Source organism: Phenylobacterium haematophilum (genome assembly GCF_014196295.1).
Taxonomy (GTDB): domain Bacteria; phylum Pseudomonadota; class Alphaproteobacteria; order Caulobacterales; family Caulobacteraceae; genus Phenylobacterium; species Phenylobacterium haematophilum.
This window is the reverse complement of sequence record NZ_JACIDK010000002.1, coordinates 822,011-835,151: the sequence shown is the minus strand read 5'-3', so window position 1 is coordinate 835,151 and position 13,141 is coordinate 822,011. Positions and strand designations below refer to the sequence as shown.

The following is a 13,141-nucleotide window of genomic DNA, read 5'->3' as shown; positions in this document are numbered from 1 at the left end:
ATGCCGCATCCGGACAATTCGCGCGACGAGGCTATTAAGCGCCTCGACGAAAGGGCTGCGGCGCTTGAACAGCGCACTACCCCGGTCGTGCGCGACTACGGTTCCAAGGCCGCCGGCTACGGCTATCGCCTCATGGGCGTGCTGATAGGCGGCGTCTTTGTGGGGCTGGGCTTCGGAGCTGGGGCGGACGTCGTTCTGAAGACGGCGCCTTGGGGGATGATCATCGGGGTCCTGGTGGGCTTCGGGGTTTCTATTTGGATGGCCGTTCGTTCGGCCCAGCGCATGAGCGCCGAAGCGGCGAGGGAGTGGGGACCCGTTCAGGACCTCCCCCCCGACGACGAGGACGATTGAGGGAGTTCGAGGCGGCATGGCCGACCCGATGCATCAGTTCGAGATCCACAAGGTCGTGGATCTGCCTTCGTTCACTCTGCCGGGCGTCGGCGCGATCGACATGTCGATCACCAATTCGACTGTCGCCATGTTGGCGGCCGCGACCCTGGTGATCCTGTTCTTCGCCGTGACCACCGCCAAGGCCGCGGTCGTGCCGGGCCGGCTGCAGGTCATCGGCGAGGGGATGTTCAGCTACATCGACGACCTCGTGACCGGGATCATCGGCCACGAAGGGCGCAAGTTCTTCCCCTACATCCTGACCCTGTTCATGTTCATCCTGATGATGAACATGCTGGGCATGTTCCTGGTCTTCACGGCCACCTCGCAGCTGGCGGTGACCGCCTCGCTCGCGGTGATGACCATGCTGATCGTCATCATCTACGGCGTCCTGCGCAACGGCGCGAACATGTACAAGCTGTTCGTCCCGTCCGGCATCCCCTGGTACATGCTGATCCTGGTCACCCCGATCGAGATTCTGTCCTTCCTGCTGCGTCCGGTGACTCTCGCCCTTCGTCTGTTCGGCAACATGCTGGGCGGCCACGTGGCCATGAAGGTCTTCGCCGGCTTCATCATCTCGCTGGGCGCTCTGGCCGCCACCGGCGGCGTCGCCTCCCTCGCCTATGTTGCGGCGGCTCTCTCGCTGGGCGGCGTCGTCGCTCTGACGGCCCTCGAGTTCCTGGTCGCCTTCCTGCAGGCGTTCGTCTTCGCGGTTCTGGCCTGCGTCTATCTCAACGACGTGGTCAACCTCGGCCATCACCACTGATCGGCCGTCGCACTCAACAACCCTCTTCAACTTTCAAACGGGACTGAAAACTATGGACGCTGAAGCCGCTAAGTTCATCGGCGCTGGCCTCGCTACCCTGGGCATGATCGGCGCCGGCATCGGCGTGGGCACCATCTTCGGCCACTTCCTGGCGGGCGCCACGCGCAACCCGTCGGCCGCCGGCGGCCAGTTCACCAACCTCATCCTCGGCGCGGCTCTGACCGAAGCTCTGGGCATTCTGGCCTTCGTGCTCGGCCTGCTCATCCTGTTCTCCTAAAGCCAGATCCGCAGGTCCCGAGGGGCGCGTCGTCATCGTCGCGCCCTGACCTGCGTTTATAAGGACGCCTAAGCCTTATGGCCGCCGAGACCACATCCCACGAGGCCGTCGCCGCCGAACACGGGGCTCACGCTCCGGACGGCGTGACGGAAGTCGCCGCCCATGGCGGCGGCGAGAGCGGAGGTGGCCTGCCCCAGTTCGAGTTCGAACATTGGGGCGGCCAGATCGTCTGGCTCTTCCTCATCTTCGCTGTCCTCTACATCCTGCTGGCCAAGGTCTTCATTCCTCGGCTCCGCAAGATCCAGGACACCCGCGCGGCGACCATCGCCGACGCGGTGACCCAGGCCCGCAGCGTCCAGGCTGAAGCCGAGGCGCAAGCCAAGGCCGCCCAGGCCGAGATCGATGAAGCCCGCGCTCGCGCGCGCGGCCTCGCCGTCGAAGCCAAGGCCAAGGCCGCTGCTGAACTCGCCGCCAGCCAGAAGGCCGAAGACGCCCGTCTTCAGGCCCAGATGGATGAGGCCGAGGCCCGCATCCGCGGCCTGCGCGACCAGGCCATGTCCAACGTCCGCGGCATCGCCGGCGAGACGGCCCAGGCCATGGTCGAGAAGCTGACGGGTCAGAAGGTGACCGCGGCCGAGATCGACGCGGCGCTCGCCGCTCGCGTTCAAGGAGCCGCCTGATGCCCGCTTTCCTTAATCCCGCCAACGCGGAGTTCTGGGTCGGCGTCGGCCTGCTGATCTTCCTCGGCATCGTGATCTTCGTGGCCAAGGCCCCGAAGGCCATCAACGCCGCCCTGGACGCCAAGGCCGCCAAGATCCAGGCCGACCTGGACGAGGCCGCCCGCATCCGCGAGGAAGCTCAGCGCCTGCTGACCCAACTGAAGGCCGAGCGTGCAGAAGCCGAGGCGCAAGCCAAGGACATGCTCGCCACCGCTCAGGAAGAAGCCCGTCGCTACGAGGCCGAAGCCAAGGCGAAGCTGGAGGAGAGCCTGGCTCGCCGTCAGCAGCTCGCCGAGCGCAAGATCGCCAACGCCGAGGCGCAAGCCGCGGCTGAGGTGAAGGCCGCCGCCGCCGACCTGGCCGCTCAGGCCGCCGAGGTGGTGCTGACCAAGCGCCTGTCGGGCGCGAAGACTGATCCGCTGGTCGACCGTGCGATCAGCCAGCTGGGCTCCAAGCTCCAGTAGGAACTAACGGTTTAGCGCCGGCGTCTGAAAAGGCGCCGGCTGCGAACCATGAAGCGAAGGCCCTTAGGCGCCAGAAGACGCTCGATCTTCAAAGCCTGATGCCAGGACATCTTCAGGATTTGCGGGTCCCGCCGCAGCAGCCGCCGGATCGGCGAGATCATCCGGGGGTGCGCATGATGCAGGCGGACGAACTGCCGCCGCGCCTTGAACGAGTTCCGCAGGATCACCATCAACCCGACGACGATCACCGGGATCCCGCCCGGGCCCGGCAGAGGCGCGATGAGGATTCCGGCGACGACGATCAGCCCGCCGACGACGACTAGGCCGAAGCGCACGAGTCGACCCGCGAGATCGCGGGTGACGTCGTCGGTGGCGCGATTGCCGCGCACGCTGGGCATGGCGAGTGACACGTTCAAACCTGGATTGAGCCCGCGCGCCGAACTGGGGAGGACCAGCGGTCGGGCGTCCTGCGATATGAGAACGTATCTAGGACTCGTAAAGGCGACCCTGCGGTTAAATTTCGTCCACTTGTGGCTATTCAGCCGCGAGCGGCGCCGGAGACACACCTTGAGCCTCGGGCCGCCACGTCAGACGCGGCTTGCGGGCGGCCAGAGTCTCGTCCAGGCGGCGTAGCGGGGCCAGGTAGGGGGCCCCCTTGAAGCGCTCGGCGTCGCCGGCCTTGGCCGCGTGGGCCAGGGCGGTCAGCGCCTCGCAGAACCGGTCCAGCTCGTGCTTGGGTTCAGTCTCGGTCGGCTCGATCAGCATCGCCCCGTGGACGACCAGCGGGAAGTACATGGTCATCGGGTGGAAGCCCTCGTCGATCATCGCCTTGGCGAAGTCGAGCGTGGTAACACCGGTGCCGTCCAGCCAGGCGTCGTCGAACAGCGCCTCGTGCATGCACGGGCCTTCCGGGAAAGCCGGGCTCATCACCGGCGACAGCCGCGCCTTGATGTAGTTGGCGTTCAGGACCGCGTCCTCGGCGACCTGGCGCAGGCCGTCGGTCCCGTGGCTGACCATGTAGGCGTAGGCGCGGACGAACATGCCCATCTGGCCGTGGAAGGCGCTCATGCGGCCAAAGCCCTGGGCGGCTTCCTCAACGGTCTCCTCGACCAGCTTGAAGCCGTCTGCGTCCGACACCACCCAGGGGGCCGGCGCGAAGGCCGCCAGGGCCTGCGACAGCACCACCGGACCGGCGCCCGGCCCGCCGCCGCCATGCGGCGTCGAGAAGGTCTTGTGCAGGTTGATGTGCATGGCGTCGACGCCCAGGTCGCCCGGACGCACCCGACCGACGATGGCGTTGAAGTTGGCGCCGTCGCAGTAGAAGTAGGCCCCGGCCTCGTGGGTCAGGCGCGAGATCTCCAGGATGTCGCGTTCGAACAGGCCGCAGGTGTTGGGGTTGGTGACCATGATCGCCGCCACGTCGGGCGACAGCTTGGCGGCGAGATCCGCGGTGTCGACGCGGCCGTCCTCGGTCTGGGCGATCTCGACCACCGAGTAGCCGACGAAGGCGGCGGTGGCCGGGTTGGTGCCGTGGGCCGAGGTCGGGACCAGAACGGTTCGGCGATGCCCCTGCCCGTTCGCCTCGTGCGCCGCCTTGATGGCCAGCAGCCCGCAGAGCTCGCCGTGCGCGCCGGCCTTCGGCGACAGCGCCACTGCAGGCATGCCGGTCAGGGTCTTCAGCCAGTGGGCCAGGCGGTCCATCAGCGCCAGCGCGCCCTGGACCGTGGCCTGCGGAGCCAGCGGGTGCAGGTCGGCGAAGCCGGCCAGGCGCGCCATCTTCTCGTTCAGGCGCGGATTGTGCTTCATCGTGCACGAGCCCAGCGGATAGAGCGCCAGGTCGATCGCGTGGTTCTTCTGAGACAGGCGCACATAGTGGCGCATCGCCTCCGGCTCGGACAGGCCCGGCAGGCCGATCGGCGCAGCCCGCACCAGGTCGCCGAGGTCCGAGGCGTCCTGCGACGCCGGGGCCAGGTCGACGCCGGTCTTGTCCCAGCCGCCGAGTTCGAAGATCAGCGCCTCGTCCTGCAGCAGGCCGCGGCCCCCGGTCAGCGAGGTGTGGCCGGTCGCTTCGGCGGCGCCTTCCGGACGGGTCGGACGTCCAACGTTCTGCATGGTCATTACGCGGTCCTCCCGGCGAGCGCCTGGGCGAAGGTCTGGATGTCCTGGGTGGTGGTGGTCTCGGTCGCGGCGACCAGCAGGACGTCGTCCATACCGGCGGCCGGGTCGAGCCGCGAGAACGGCACGCCGGCGACGACGCCGTCGGCCAGCAGGGCCTCGACCGCGGCGGCCGCATCGCCCTTCAGGCGGATCGCGAACTCGTTGAAGAACCGCGGGGTCAGCACCTCCACGCCCGGCACGGCCGCCAGGGCGTCGCGCAGCTCGCGGGCCTTGGCGTGGTTCAGGGCGGCCAGCTGGCGCAGCCCCGTCTCGCCCAGCAGCGACAGGTGGATGGTGAAGGCCAGGGCGCAGAGCCCCGAGTTGGTGCAGATGTTCGACGTCGCCTTCTCGCGGCGGATGTGCTGCTCGCGGGTCGAGAGCGTCAGCACGAAGCCGCGCCGGCCCTCGGCGTCGACCGTTTCGCCGCACAGGCGGCCCGGCATCTGCCGCACCAGCTTTTCGCGACAGGCGAAGAGGCCGACATAGGGGCCGCCGAAGTTCAGGCCGTTGCCGATCGACTGGCCCTCGGCCACGGCGATGTCGGCGCCCATCTCGCCCGGCGACTTCAGCAGGCCGTAGGAGACCGCTTCCGTCGTCACCACGATCAACAGGGCGCCGGCCGCGTGGGCCGCCTGCGCGATCTTGCTCACGTCGGTGACCACGCCGAAGACGTTCGGGGTCTGCACCACCACCGCGGCGGTGTCGCTGTCGATCGCGTCGAGCACGGCGGCTTCGGCGTCGATCGCCGCGGCCTGGCGCACGATGTCCATGCCCTCGGCATGAGCGATGGTCTGCGTGGTCGCCGCATAGTGCGGATGCAGGCCGCCCGACAGCACCGCCTTCTTCCGGCGGGTGACGCGCTGGGCCATCATGACCGCCTCGGCGCAGGCCGTGGAGCCGTCGTACATCGAGGCGTTGGCCACATCGAGCCCCGTCAGGGCCGCGACCTGGGTCTGGAACTCGAACAGCACCTGCAGCGTGCCCTGCGCGATTTCCGGCTGGTACGGCGTGTAGCTGGTCAGGAACTCCGAGCGCTGGATGATGTGATCCACCGTCGCCGGGACATGGTGCTTGTAGGCCCCCGCCCCGCAGAAGAACGGCCCCGCCCCCGCCGGGCGGTTCATCGCCGCCAGGCCGGCCAGCTCGCGCTCGACCTCCAGTTCGCCGGCGTGCAGCGGCAGGTCGAACAGGTCGGCCTTGCGGGCCGCCTGCGGCACATCGACGAACAGGTCGTCGATCGACGCCGCGCCGATGGTCGCCAGCATCTGCGCGCGGTCGGCCGGGGAAAGGGGCAGGTATCTCATGGTGTCGTCACTCCCCGCTCCTGCGAGCGGCGCGTCGGCATGGGCCCCGGCCTGCGCCGGGGTCGGCGGTGTTGATTACAGCGTGCCCAGGAAGGCTTCGTAGGCGTCGCGGTCCATCAGCGCCTCGACCTCGGCCGGGTTGGCCAGCTTGACCTTGGCGAACCAGCCCAGGCCTTCCGGCTGGTCGTTGACTGTCTCCGGCGCGTCGCCCAGCGCGGCGTTGCCCTCGACGACCTCGCCCGAGACCGGGGCGTAGACGTCTGAGGCGGCCTTGACGCTCTCGACCACGGCCAGGTTGTCGCCGGCCTTCACGGTCTTGCCCGCTTCCGGGACCTCGACGAACACGACGTCGCCCAGTTGCTCGGCGGCGTAGGCGGTGATGCCGATGGTGGCCACGTCGCCCTCGACGACGACCCACTCGTGATCCTTGGTGAAACGCATTGGGAGGGCCCTCTCAGAGCTTGCGAACGTAGCGATGGGGAATGAAGGGCATGGCGACGACCTCTGCGGCCTGGGCCTTGCCCCTAACAATGACTTTCAGCTTCGAACCGGGTTCGGCATGGGCCGGCGGCACGAAGCCCATGGCGATGGGCTTGCCGAGGCTCGGCGAGAACCCGCCCGAGGTGACGACGCCGATCACGGCGCCGGCCTCGTCGGCGATCTCCGCGCCCTCGCGGGCCGGGGCGCCTTCCAGAACAACCAGACCGACGCGCTTGCGGCTGACGCCCTCGGCCAGCTCCTTGGCGATGCGGGCCGCTCCCGGGAAGTCGCGCGCATCGCGACGCTTCTTGGAGACCGAGAACGCCAGGTCGGCTTCGACCGGGCTCACCGTCTCATCGACGTCGTGGCCGTAGAGCGGCAGACCGGCCTCCAGGCGCAGGCTGTCGCGCGCGCCCAGGCCGATGGGCTTCACGCGCTCGTCGGCCAGCAGGGTGTTCCAGACCCGCTCGGCCTCCGAGGCGGGGATCGAGAATTCGTAGCCGTCCTCGCCGGTGTAGCCCGAGCGCGAGACGATGGCGTCGGTCCCAAAGGCGGTCATCGCCCGCGCGTCCATGAACACCATGCCCGCGGCGTCCGGGGCATGCTCGGCCAGCACCGCAGCGGCCTTCGGACCCTGCAGCGCCAGCAGCGCGCGGTCCTCCAGACGCTCGATGCGCACCTGGCCGGCCAGTTCGTCGTCGATGACCTTGAAGTCGTTGTCCTTGCAGGCGCCGTTGACCACCACGAACAGGCCGTCATCGTCCGGACGCGCGGCCATCAGGTCGTCAATGATGCCGCCCTTCTTGTTCAGCAGCACCGAGTAGCGCTGCTTGCCGGGCTTCAGGCCGATGAAGTCGCCAGGCGTGACCTCCTCGAAGGCCGACAGCGGCGAGACCCCGCGCAGGCGGGCCTGGCCCATGTGCGAGACGTCGAACAGGCCGGCGTTCTCACGGGTCCAGAGGTGTTCCTTCAGCACCCCGTCCTTGTACTGCACCGGCATGGAGTAGCCGGCGAACGGAACCATGCGGGCGCCCGCAGCGATGTGCGCGGCGTTGAGCGGGGTGGTCTTCAAGGTCTCGTCGGACACGGCGGACTCCGGCTGATGACATCGCGAGCGCGCGTCAGGGTCATGCCCTCGCGACGTTCGCGCCCCCGCTGTCCCTGAGCCTGAGAGATTTCAGGACCACGCGGTCCCTTGCTCCTTCGGCGAGCTCCGGTCGCCCGGCGCTACTTTCCAGCGTTCATCAGCTCGCGCGGTCCTTTTGCCTGAGCGTTTCCGGGGCGGTTGCGCCTTCGGCTCCGGACCCCGAAAGGTCCGATCTCTCCCGCGAGAGTCGCCGCATAACTCTTCGATCGCCGAAGGGGAGTCAATGCGCCACGCGCCGCCAGCCGAGCGCTTGTGACGATCTGCGCGCGGGCGTCGCAGGGCAGGCCCCCATGCTGCGGCTCCGCCCACGATGCAATCCGCCAAGTACGGTGCGGGCCTGGGACGCTGAGCGCCCCAGGCGAAGCGTCCTACATCCGGTCGGTGGCGGCGATGCCCAGCAGGTCCAGCGCTTGCTCCAGCTGACGCAGGGTTGTCTCGGCCAGGGCCAGACGCGAGGCCTTCACCGCCGGTTCGGCGCTGAGGATCGGGCAGGCCGCATAGAACTTCGAGAACGCCTGGGCCAGCTTGTAGGCGTGCTCGGCCACGAAGTTCGGGGCCTTCTTGTCGTAGGCGTCGATCAGCGCCTGGTCGTAGGCGTCGAGCAGCAGCACCAGGTCGCGCTCGGCCGGTTCGGCGACCACGATCGGCCCCGGCGCGGCGCCCTCGGCCTGCGCCTTGCGCAGCACCGACTTCACCCGCACCGCCTGGTACAGCAGGTACGGCCCGGTCTTGCCCTCAAAGCTCGAGAAGCGGTCCAGGTCGAAGACGTAGGACGTGCCGCGGAAGTTCTGCAGGTCGGCGAACTTCAGCGCCGCGACCGCCACCTTGTGGGCGGTGTCCTCGAAGGTGTCGGGGTCGAGCTCGGCGCCCAGGCCCGCCTCATGCAGGCGCTCGCGCGCCTTGTCGCGGGTCATGACGATCATGTCGTTCAGCTTCAGGACGCCGCCTTCGCGGGTCTTGAACGGCTTGCCGTCGGTCCCGTTCATCGTGCCGAAGCCGACATGCTCCAGGCTGCCCTTCTCCGCGTAGCCGGCCAGATAGGCGGCGCGGAACACGATCTCGAAGTGGTCGGCCTGGCGCTGGTCCACGGCGTAGAGCACGTGGTCGGGACCGAAGGTCTGCTTGCGGTCGAGGATCGTCGCCAGGTCGGTCGTGCCGTACATGGCCGAGCCTTCCGAGGAGACCACCAGCAGCGGGTCGGGGCTCGGAACCACGACCACCGAGCCGTCCGGCAGCTTCTTCTTCTTGGTCTCGTTCGGACCGGCGACATGCACGATGCGCGCGCCCTGGTCCTCGACCAGCAGGCCCTTGGCCTCGAGGTCCTCAACCATCGGCTTGATCAGCTCGTCGACGTCGCTCTCGCCCTTCCAGAGGTCGAAATCGACACCCAGGGCGTGGAAGTCACGCTCGAGAGCGACCTTGGTCACCTTGGCGAAATGGCGCCACAGCAGGAAGTAACCGGCGCGCCGCGCCTGAAGTTCGGCGGTCAGCTTGCGGGCCCGGTCGCGATAGTCCGGCTCGGACTTCCCGCGCGCCGCGGCCAGCGGATAGAGCCGGTCGAGGTCGGCCAGGCTGACCTTCTCGTCGAACAGGGCGAAGGCGGCGGCCTCGTCGGCGTCGCTGACCGCGCCCTTGGCGTTCAGGTCCTCGACCGCCTTGGCGACCTGCGCGTCCTCGTCGGTGACCGCGCCGATCAACAGGCCCATCTGGTAGCCCCAGTCGCCGAAGTGGGCGTCGCCCAGCACCGTGTCGCCGCGGAACCGGTAGATGCGCTTCAGCGATTCGCCGATGATCGACGAGCGCAGGTGGCCGACGTGCATCGGCTTGGCCACGTTCGGCCCGCCATAGTCGATCATCACCTTGCGCGCGGTCTCCACCGTCTGCGCGCCCAGGCGCGGGTCGGCGGCGATCTCGGCGGCGCGGGCCGAGAGGGCGGCGTCGCTGACGCGCATGTTGATGAAGCCAAGGCCTGCAGCCTCGACCGAAGCCAGGCGCGGGTCGCCGGTCAGGTTCGCCACCACCTCGGCGGCGATCTCACGTGGGTCGCGCTTGGCCACCTTGGCTGCGGGCAAGGCCCCATTGCACTGGAAGTCCGCCAGATCGGGCCGGTCAGACGGCGTCACCCGGCCGAGTTCGGCCGGCAGTCCCGCCGCGGCGAAAGCGGCGGCGACCGCTTCGCTCAGGCCCCTTTTCAGGTCGCTCATTTGTTTTCGTTGGTGTTCCCGGCGACGGCGGCCCCGGCGTTAAGCCGGAAGCGCTTGCCGTCACGGTTGAAGGCCGCCATCTGCGGCGTGACGTCGAACCCGACCAGCACTTCGAAGTTCGCGCCGCTGGTGGTCATGGTGGCGCGCGGAATGGTGATCTGATTGATCGTTTCGGTGGCGTAGACGCGATCCTGACCGGCCGGGAAGGTGATCGGCAGATCGAAGTATTCCTTGGCGATCACCGACTGGCCGCGCTGGGTCACCGCGACCCAGTAGCGATAGTTCTTCGACGCCCCTTCGGCCTGCGGGCCTTTGCCCAGTTCGAAGAGGATTTCCATCTTCACCTGGATCGGCTCTTCGTCCTTGTACTGGCACCCGGCCGAAATGCCCTGGATCTCGCCGGAATACCCGACCGCCGAGGACGCCTCGCGGTTGTCCTTGAATTCGACGTAGCGGGCGGCGTCGTAGAGCACCTTCACATAGGGGCAGGGGCCGGCGTTACGCAGCTGCGGCAGCGGCGCCTGGATGTCGCTCCATTCCGAATCGCGCTTGCGCTTCTTGGCCGCCTCTTCCTGCTGGCGTTGTTCATCATTGCCGCGGCGTTGGGCGAGCGCCAGCTCGGGAACCGTGGACCCGGCCACGATCAGGCCGGCGGCAAGCAGCATAAGGGAGCGGCGCATCAAGGACGTCCAAAAGCCAGAGGGGCGCGCCGCCTCTGCGGGCGGTGCGTGCATCGTCCCTACTAATGGCTATCGATTGAGGCCGCAACGCGGCTGGCGGACACGCCCTTGAACGCCTAACCTGCCGGCATGTTGCAAGAGCCCCGCCCTCGCCCTCCGCTGACGGTCCTGCTGGCCACGCCGCGCGGCTTCTGCGCCGGCGTCGACCGCGCCATCCAGATCGTCGAGCGCGCCATCGAGAAGTACGGGGCCCCGGTCTATGTGCGCCACGAGATCGTTCACAACCGCCACGTGGTCGAGCGCCTGAAGAATCTCGGCGCGGTCTTCGTCGAGGAGCTGTCTGAGTGCCCGACCGACCGCCCGGTGGTGTTCTCCGCCCACGGCGTGCCCAAGTCGGTGCCGGCCGAGGCCAAGGGCCGCCAGATGCTCTATCTCGACGCCACCTGCCCGCTGGTGTCCAAGGTCCACGTCGAGGCCCAGCGCCATTATGACGCCGGCAAGGAGATCGTGCTCATCGGCCACGCCGGCCATCCCGAGGTCGTCGGCACCATGGGCCAGTTGCCCGACGGCGTGGTGAAGCTGATCGAGACGGTCGAGGACGCCCGCGCCTTCAATCCGATCGACCCGGCCAATGTCGCCTTCGCAACCCAGACCACACTGTCGGTCGACGACACCGCCGAGATCGTCGCGGCCCTGCGCGAGCGGTTCCCGGACATCGCCGCCCCGCACAAGGAAGATATCTGCTACGCCACCACCAACCGCCAGGAGGCGGTGAAGGCGATCTCGGCCCGCGCCGAGGTGCTGCTGGTGCTTGGCTCTGCCAACTCCTCGAACTCGGTGCGGCTCGTCGAGGTCGGCAAGCGCTCGGGGGCCAAGGGCGCCTATCTGATCGACGACGCCCGAGGCCTGGACCTGGCCTGGCTCGATGGCGTCTCGACGGTCGGCGTCACCGCCGGGGCCTCGGCGCCGGAACTGCTGGTCCAGGGCCTGATCGACCGCCTGGGCGAAGCCTTCGACGTCACCGTCGAGGAAGTCGACACCGTGCGCGAGACGGTGAGCTTCAAGCTGCCGCGCAAGCTGACAGCGGACGCTTGACGCGCGGCCCGCGCTCCCGCACTTCCGCGCCAGCATGGCCGTTTACACCGACATCACCGACGAGGAGCTGAACGCGCTCCTATCCGACTTCGACCTCGGCGCGCCCCTGTCGTTCAAGGGCATCGCCGAAGGCGTCGAGAACTCGAACTTCCTCCTCGAGACCGAGACCGGGAAGTTCATCCTCACCGTCTACGAAAAGCGGGTGCGCGAGGACGAGTTGCCGTTCTTCCTCGGCCTGACCCGCTGGCTGGCCCAGCACGACTATCCCTCGGCCACGCCAATGATCGACAAGGCCGGCGAGGCGCTGAAGCGCGTTCGCGGCAAGCCCTGTGCGATCTTCTCGTTCCTGCCGGGCCTGTCGGTCCGCCGCCCGAGCGCCGCCCACTGCCGCGAGGCCGGCGAGGGCCTGGCCCGCCTGCATCTGGCGGCCGACGGCTTTGCCCTGACCCGCGCCAACGACCTCGGCCAAGCCGCCTGGGCGCCGATGTTCGAAGGGCTGAAGGCGCAGGCCGAAGCGCTGAAGCCGGGCCTGGCCGCCGTCATCGACGCTGATCTCGCGCGCATCGCCGCGGCCTGGCCTCAGGACCTGCCGGGCGGGGTGATCCACGCCGACTACTTCCCCGACAACGTCTTCTTCCATCCGGGCGGCAAGTTCGCCGGGACCATCGACTTCTACTTCGCCTGCAACGACGCCCTGGCCTACGACATCGCCGTGGCGCTGAACGCCTGGTGCTTCGAGGCCGACGGCAGCTTCAACATCACCAGCGCCCGCGCCATGCTGGCCGGCTACGAGGCCCACCGCCCGCTGAGCCCCGCCGAGCGCGCCGCCCTGCCGGTGCTGGCGCACGGCGCGGCCATGCGCTTCTTTCTGACCCGGCTGCACGACTGGCACGCCACCCCGGCCGGCGCGCTGGTGCGCCCGAAGGACCCGCTGGAATACGAGCGTAAGCTGGCCGTCCACCGCTCGGCTCCCGACCTCGTCCTGCTCGGCGAGGCTTTGTGACCCCTCAGGTCGTGATCTACACGGACGGCGCCTGCTCGGGAAATCCCGGCCCCGGCGGCTGGGGCGCGGTGATGATCTCCGGCGCGCACGTCAAGGAGATCTGCGGCGGCGAGCCTGGCACCACCAACAACCGCATGGAGCTGATGGCCGCCATCCAGGCGCTGGAGGCCCTCAAGAAGCCGTGCAAGGTCGAGCTCCACACCGACAGCACGTACGTCATGAAGGGCATCTCGGAGTGGATCTTCGGCTGGAAGAAGCGCGGCTGGAAGACGGCCGACGGCAAGCCGGTCAAGAACGACGACCTCTGGCGGCGGCTCGATACGGCCCGCGCGCGCCAGGACGTCAGCTGGAACTGGGTCAAGGGTCACGCCGGCCACGAGTTGAACGAGCGCGCCGATGCGCTGGCCCGCAAGGGCCTGGAGCAAGCCCGCAAGGCTTGACCGTTCAGGCCTGAACGA

At 68.5% G+C, this 13,141-nt stretch carries 15 protein-coding genes and 1 riboswitch; of the genes, 8 read left to right on the top strand and 7 right to left on the bottom strand.

The features are described 5' to 3' along the window. The 5 genes from GGQ61_RS10090 (at nucleotide 1) to GGQ61_RS10070 (ending at nucleotide 2,613) form a co-directional block, all read left to right on the top strand. On the top strand, nucleotides 1–351 hold the full coding sequence (locus tag GGQ61_RS10090; protein WP_183772058.1) for an AtpZ/AtpI family protein: 351 nt from the start codon (nucleotides 1–3) through the stop codon (nucleotides 349–351). Nucleotides 352–367: 16 nt separating this feature from the next. After that, on the top strand, nucleotides 368–1,153 hold the full coding sequence (locus GGQ61_RS10085) for a F0F1 ATP synthase subunit A (RefSeq protein WP_183772056.1): 786 nt from the start codon (nucleotides 368–370) through the stop codon (nucleotides 1,151–1,153). A gap of 52 nt (nucleotides 1,154–1,205) precedes the next feature. Continuing rightward, nucleotides 1,206–1,430, top strand: a complete 225-nt coding sequence (locus GGQ61_RS10080) for a F0F1 ATP synthase subunit C (protein WP_183772054.1) — start codon at nucleotides 1,206–1,208, stop codon at nucleotides 1,428–1,430. Between the two features lie 77 nt (nucleotides 1,431–1,507). Beyond that, a complete protein-coding gene (locus tag GGQ61_RS10075) occupies nucleotides 1,508–2,110 on the top strand; it encodes a F0F1 ATP synthase subunit B family protein (RefSeq protein WP_183772052.1) in 603 nt (200 codons plus the stop codon). Next, nucleotides 2,110–2,613: a F0F1 ATP synthase subunit B gene (locus GGQ61_RS10070; protein WP_183772050.1), complete on the top strand. Its 504-nt coding sequence runs from the start codon at nucleotides 2,110–2,112 to the stop codon at nucleotides 2,611–2,613. Before GGQ61_RS10075 ends, GGQ61_RS10070 begins: the two co-directional genes overlap by 1 nt. A gap of 11 nt (nucleotides 2,614–2,624) precedes the next feature. Here GGQ61_RS10070 and GGQ61_RS10065 read toward each other — a convergent pair whose 3' ends face one another. The 7 genes from GGQ61_RS10065 to GGQ61_RS10035 all read right to left on the bottom strand — a co-directional run bounded on the left by GGQ61_RS10065 (nucleotide 2,625) and on the right by GGQ61_RS10035 (nucleotide 10,585). After that, nucleotides 2,625–3,023 carry a PGPGW domain-containing protein gene (locus tag GGQ61_RS10065; RefSeq protein ID WP_343056121.1) on the bottom strand — a complete coding sequence of 133 codons (399 nt, stop codon included), beginning with the start codon at nucleotides 3,021–3,023 and terminating at the stop codon, nucleotides 2,625–2,627. 124 nt (nucleotides 3,024–3,147) lie between these two features. Next, on the bottom strand, nucleotides 3,148–4,731 hold the full coding sequence (gene gcvPB, locus GGQ61_RS10060; RefSeq protein ID WP_183772048.1) for an aminomethyl-transferring glycine dehydrogenase subunit GcvPB: 1,584 nt from the start codon (nucleotides 4,729–4,731) through the stop codon (nucleotides 3,148–3,150). Next, a complete protein-coding gene (gene gcvPA / locus GGQ61_RS10055) occupies nucleotides 4,731–6,074 on the bottom strand; it encodes an aminomethyl-transferring glycine dehydrogenase subunit GcvPA (protein WP_183772046.1) in 1,344 nt (447 codons plus the stop codon). The genes gcvPB and gcvPA overlap by 1 nt, the downstream gene beginning before the upstream one ends. A 75-nt stretch (nucleotides 6,075–6,149) precedes the next feature. Next, entirely contained in the window at nucleotides 6,150–6,515 is a 366-nt protein-coding gene (gcvH, locus tag GGQ61_RS10050; RefSeq protein WP_183772044.1) for a glycine cleavage system protein GcvH, read from the bottom strand. Nucleotides 6,516–6,528: 13 nt separating this feature from the next. Next, a complete protein-coding gene (gene gcvT / locus GGQ61_RS10045) occupies nucleotides 6,529–7,641 on the bottom strand; it encodes a glycine cleavage system aminomethyltransferase GcvT (RefSeq protein WP_183772042.1) in 1,113 nt (370 codons plus the stop codon). 157 nt (nucleotides 7,642–7,798) lie between these two features. Continuing rightward, a riboswitch (glycine riboswitch) is annotated at nucleotides 7,799–7,892 on the bottom strand. Between the two features lie 177 nt (nucleotides 7,893–8,069). Then, nucleotides 8,070–9,905, bottom strand: coding sequence for an arginine--tRNA ligase (gene argS, locus GGQ61_RS10040; protein WP_183772040.1), 1,836 nt, complete (start codon nucleotides 9,903–9,905; stop codon nucleotides 8,070–8,072). Next, nucleotides 9,902–10,585 (bottom strand): Tat pathway signal sequence domain protein, encoded by a 684-nt coding sequence (locus GGQ61_RS10035; RefSeq protein ID WP_183772038.1) that lies wholly within the window; start codon nucleotides 10,583–10,585, stop codon nucleotides 9,902–9,904. The genes argS and GGQ61_RS10035 overlap by 4 nt, the downstream gene beginning before the upstream one ends. Nucleotides 10,586–10,714: 129 nt before the next feature. Here GGQ61_RS10035 and ispH point away from each other — a divergent pair, with 129 nt between their 5' ends. The 3 genes from ispH to rnhA are packed head-to-tail and all read left to right on the top strand — an operon-like array spanning nucleotide 10,715 to nucleotide 13,123. Continuing rightward, nucleotides 10,715–11,680, top strand: a complete 966-nt coding sequence (gene ispH / locus GGQ61_RS10030; RefSeq protein WP_183772036.1) for a 4-hydroxy-3-methylbut-2-enyl diphosphate reductase — start codon at nucleotides 10,715–10,717, stop codon at nucleotides 11,678–11,680. Between the two features lie 34 nt (nucleotides 11,681–11,714). Further along, nucleotides 11,715–12,683: a homoserine kinase gene (gene thrB, locus GGQ61_RS10025; RefSeq protein ID WP_183772034.1), complete on the top strand. Its 969-nt coding sequence runs from the start codon at nucleotides 11,715–11,717 to the stop codon at nucleotides 12,681–12,683. After that, nucleotides 12,680–13,123, top strand: a complete 444-nt coding sequence (gene rnhA, locus GGQ61_RS10020; protein ID WP_183772032.1) for a ribonuclease HI — start codon at nucleotides 12,680–12,682, stop codon at nucleotides 13,121–13,123. Before thrB ends, rnhA begins: the two co-directional genes overlap by 4 nt. Nucleotides 13,124–13,141 lie beyond the last annotated feature (18 nt).

Excerpts from the sequence above, each read along its gene's own strand:
- GGQ61_RS10090 (WP_183772058.1), top strand. The coding sequence starts at position 1 with ATGCCGCATCCGGACAATTCGCGCGACGAGGCTATTAAGCGCCTCGAC.
- GGQ61_RS10085 (WP_183772056.1), top strand. The coding sequence starts at position 368 with ATGGCCGACCCGATGCATCAGTTCGAGATCCACAAGGTCGTGGATCTG.
- GGQ61_RS10080 (WP_183772054.1), top strand. The coding sequence starts at position 1,206 with ATGGACGCTGAAGCCGCTAAGTTCATCGGCGCTGGCCTCGCTACCCTG.
- GGQ61_RS10075 (WP_183772052.1), top strand. The coding sequence starts at position 1,508 with ATGGCCGCCGAGACCACATCCCACGAGGCCGTCGCCGCCGAACACGGG.
- GGQ61_RS10070 (WP_183772050.1), top strand. The coding sequence starts at position 2,110 with ATGCCCGCTTTCCTTAATCCCGCCAACGCGGAGTTCTGGGTCGGCGTC.
- gcvPB (WP_183772048.1), bottom strand. The coding sequence starts at position 4,731 with ATGACCATGCAGAACGTTGGACGTCCGACCCGTCCGGAAGGCGCCGCC.
- gcvPA (WP_183772046.1), bottom strand. The coding sequence starts at position 6,074 with ATGAGATACCTGCCCCTTTCCCCGGCCGACCGCGCGCAGATGCTGGCG.
- gcvH (WP_183772044.1), bottom strand. The coding sequence starts at position 6,515 with ATGCGTTTCACCAAGGATCACGAGTGGGTCGTCGTCGAGGGCGACGTG.
- argS (WP_183772040.1), bottom strand. The coding sequence starts at position 9,905 with ATGAGCGACCTGAAAAGGGGCCTGAGCGAAGCGGTCGCCGCCGCTTTC.
- GGQ61_RS10035 (WP_183772038.1), bottom strand. The coding sequence starts at position 10,585 with ATGCGCCGCTCCCTTATGCTGCTTGCCGCCGGCCTGATCGTGGCCGGG.
- ispH (WP_183772036.1), top strand. The coding sequence starts at position 10,715 with ATGTTGCAAGAGCCCCGCCCTCGCCCTCCGCTGACGGTCCTGCTGGCC.
- thrB (WP_183772034.1), top strand. The coding sequence starts at position 11,715 with ATGGCCGTTTACACCGACATCACCGACGAGGAGCTGAACGCGCTCCTA.